This window comes from Priestia sp. P5_B4, from assembly GCF_056400385.1.
Window position 1 is genome coordinate 1 of record NZ_JBFULJ010000474.1, and the last position, 2,924, is coordinate 2,924.

Sequence of the window (2,924 nt, forward strand, 5' to 3'; positions counted from 1 at the left end):
GAGGAAAGCTTCTGCTCAGAAGAAGTAAAAGAGCTTGCTGCGGACGTATTCATCGTTGTAAACCGTCTCAAAGAGATCACAAATAATTTTCTTAATTTTGCAAACATGAGTCAAAAGGAAAAGAAAGAAGTGTCACTTGTACAAGTGTTAGAAGAAGTGTTTCATTTACTGCGTTTAAAGTGTAATGAAGCAAACATTAGCATTGTAAAAGACTTTGAAGAAAAATGTTTGATTACAGGGGTCTATGATCAATTGATTCAAGTATTTTTAAACATTGTCTTAAACGCAATGGAAGCAATGGATGAGGGCGGGTATATTATCGCTTCCATTCAAACTATGAATATGAACGAAGAATATGTGGTTGTTCGTATAGAAGATACTGGTTCAGGCATTAACAAGCAGGACTTAGAGTGGCTGTTTAATCCCTTTTACTCTACAAAAGAAACAGGTTCAGGACTAGGGTTAACGATTGCAAGAGATATTGTAAAAGAACATGGAGGAGAATTATTTATTGAAAGTATAGAAGGCAAAGGGACAACCATTACATGCCGTTTTCCCAAACAGAAAATTACACAAGGAGGCTAAAAAACATGGAGAATAAGTGCAGTGTGTTAATGATTGATGATGAGCAGAACCTTTGTAAGCTGGTAGCCAAAAAGCTTCAGAAATCTGGTTTTTATACGCACGCGGCATATACTGGAGAAAAAGGAATCCAAATGGCTAAAACGCTGGATGTAGATGTCGTGATACTAGATTATATGCTTCCGGATATGACGGGGATCGATGTATTAAAGAAGTTAAAAGAGGTAACGCAATCAAAAGTAATCATGCTTACTGCATACGGGAATGTTGAGAGCGCTGTCCAATCTATGAAAATAGGGGCTGCTGATTATTTGAATAAGCCTATCGAACTTGAAGAACTAAAAAATATTATTGCTTCGCTATGCACGGGCAAGCAATCGGATGCGGTGATGGAAAAAGATAAAGACAAAGACTTTATTTCAAAAAGCCCAGCAATGAACAAGCTAGTTGAAATGGTGGAGTACGTAAAAGATACAGACGCCAGCATTTTAATTCTAGGTGAAAGCGGAGTAGGTAAAACCGCGATGGCTAAATGGATACATGAGCAGAGCCATCGAAAAAATAATCCTTTTGTCGCTATCAACTGCGCAGCCATACCGGAAGCCCTTCTTGAAAGTGAGCTGTTTGGCTATAGAAAAGGAGCTTTTACAGGGGCTTCTTCTTCTCAAAAAGGTAAGTTTTCTACTGCGGATGGCGGTACCATCTTTTTAGACGAAATTGGAGAAATTTCGTTAAGCATGCAGGCAAAGCTATTGCATGTGATCGAGGAAAAAAAAGTAATGCAGCTCGGAAGCAACGAGTATGAATCCTTGGACGTCCGAATTATTTCAGCTACAAATAAACCGCTTCAACAATTAGTAGAACAAAAGAAATTTCGGGAAGATTTATACTATCGATTAAATTTAATGGAGGTCACCATTCCTCCTCTAAGGCACCGAAAAGAAGACATTGAACCGCTCATTCATCATCACATTATAAAGTTAAATTCAAAATACAATAAGACGCTTGCTGTTTCAAACGCGGCACTTCAACAGCTAATTTCTTATGATTGGCCGGGAAATATTCGTGAGCTGTTAAACGCGATTGAAAGAGTTCATATTTTAAAACGGCACGGGACAATTGAGCTCTCCGATTTAACGTATCTTTTTAATAAGCAAGAGTCTCATTCATATAAGAATCAGCCGATAAAAGCAAAACAAACAAATTTATCACATGCATTAGGTGAAGTAGAAGAAGAAATGATTAAAAACGCTCTTGAAGAAATGAAAGGCAATCAAACGAAAGCAGCTCAAAAACTAGGAATTGCTCGCCATACGTTAATTTATAAAATKAAAAAAATGGGTCTTAAATTTTAGAAAAAGGATATGAAAGAAATGACCTATCGTAAAATATTCAGCTTACTAGTACTGTGTTTTACAGTGATGGGAGCATGTCAGCAGCCCAGTACTGCCCCTCTTAGAGAAGAAAAGAAGCCTCTCAATTCTGTTAGTATTACAGTTGGGTCGAAATCCATGACCGAGCAATATCTACTAATGAAAATGACCGCGCTTCTATTAAAAGAACAAGGAGCTACTGTGAATGAAAGGCGCTTTTTAGACAGCGATTCTATTCGAAAAGCAAGCTTGGCGGGCTATGTTGATATGTACTGGGAATATACGAGTACGGCAAGAATTGTGCATCAAAACCAAGAGCCGGTCTATAATGAAAAAAAGTTGTATCAGCTGGTGAAAGAAAAGGATGAGAAAAAACACTTAACGTGGCTGCATCCTAGCCATTTTAACAGCAGCTGGGGGGTTTTAGTTAACCGTTCTTTTGCAAAGGAGCATCATTTAAACTCTGTTTCTGACTTGATTTCCTACATAAAAAAGCAAAATAAAAAAGTGAAAATAGCTACAAACAATGAATTTCTAAAAAGAAAAGACGGCTTGATGCAATTAGCTAATAACTATGAGTTGAAGTCCCTTTCAACTGAAATCATTGGAATCGATTCAGAAATTATTCCTTTAGCAGTAAAAGAAGGCAGAGTAGACGTAGGGATTGGAATGATATCTGATAGTCGAATTCAAGCATACGGCCTTGTATTACTAAAGGAAGATCAATCTCTTTTTCCGCCTTATTATGCGGCTCCCGTAGTAAAACAATCGTTAGCAAGCCGCTATCCGTCTGTCGTTTCCACTTTAAATGAACTATCAAGTAAACTAACGAATAAAAAGATGGTAGAACTGAATTATCAAGTTGATATTTTACACAAAGACGTATCAGATGTTGCCTATAAATTTTTACTAGAAAATCACTTGCTTACTCCTTGATAGATACAAAACATTAAAAGCTGCACATTGTGC

3 protein-coding genes are annotated in these 2,924 nt (G+C 37.2%); all 3 read left to right on the plus strand.

Annotated features, from left to right (window positions below; genetic code table 11):
* A partial coding sequence (locus tag AC1DRF_RS21520) for a sensor histidine kinase (protein ID WP_477741646.1) occupies positions 1 to 585 on the plus strand: 585 nt, incomplete at its 5' end.
* 5 nt (positions 586 to 590) lie between these two features.
* The gene (locus AC1DRF_RS21525) at positions 591 to 1,937 is read left to right on the plus strand and encodes a sigma-54-dependent transcriptional regulator (protein ID WP_477741647.1); all 1,347 of its coding nucleotides are present in this window, start codon (positions 591 to 593) and stop codon (positions 1,935 to 1,937) included.
* 18 nt (positions 1,938 to 1,955) lie between these two features.
* Entirely contained in the window at positions 1,956 to 2,891 is a 936-nt protein-coding gene (locus tag AC1DRF_RS21530) for an ABC transporter substrate-binding protein (RefSeq protein ID WP_477741648.1), read from the plus strand.
* Positions 2,892 to 2,924: the final 33 nt, after the last annotated feature.

Coding starts and splice junctions, on each gene's coding strand:
- AC1DRF_RS21530 (WP_477741648.1), top strand. CDS start 1,956: ATGACCTATCGTAAAATATTCAGCTTACTAGTACTGTGTTTTACAGTG.